Source organism: Ramlibacter sp. PS3R-8 (assembly GCF_037572435.1).
Classification (GTDB): domain Bacteria; phylum Pseudomonadota; class Gammaproteobacteria; order Burkholderiales; family Burkholderiaceae_C; genus Ramlibacter.
Genome location: NZ_JBBHGT010000019.1, coordinates 1 through 371, shown reverse-complemented (window position 1 = coordinate 371; position 371 = coordinate 1). Strand labels below are relative to the sequence as shown.

Genomic DNA, 371 nt, shown 5'->3' with positions numbered 1-371 from the left:
TCCTGCACCGGCGTGACATTGATCGTGACCGTGGCGGTGGAAGTTCCACCGTTGCCGTCGCTGACCGTGTAGTCGTAGCTGGCCGTCCCCGTGAAGTTCGCGTTCGGCGTGAAGGTGACGTTGCCGCCCACCAGCGTGACCGTGCCGCCCACCGGGTTGGAGACGGCCGTCACCGCGAGGGTGTTGCCGGTGTCCGGATCGGTGTCGTTGGCCAGCAGCGACGCGGTGGTCATGACGACCGGCGTGTCCTCGGCCGTGCTGAAGCTGTCGTCGTTCGCCGTGGGCGCGTCGTTGGCCGCCGTGACGTTGACCGTCACCGTGGCGGTGTCGGTGCCGCCGTTGCCATCGCTGACCGTGTACTCGAAGGTCGC

Annotated in this window: 1 protein-coding gene; it reads right to left on the bottom strand. The window is 67.9% G+C overall.

Annotated features, from left to right (window positions below):
- The coding region (locus tag WG902_RS22485) for an Ig-like domain-containing protein (RefSeq protein WP_340062453.1) at positions 1–371 on the bottom strand (371 nt) is incomplete at both ends.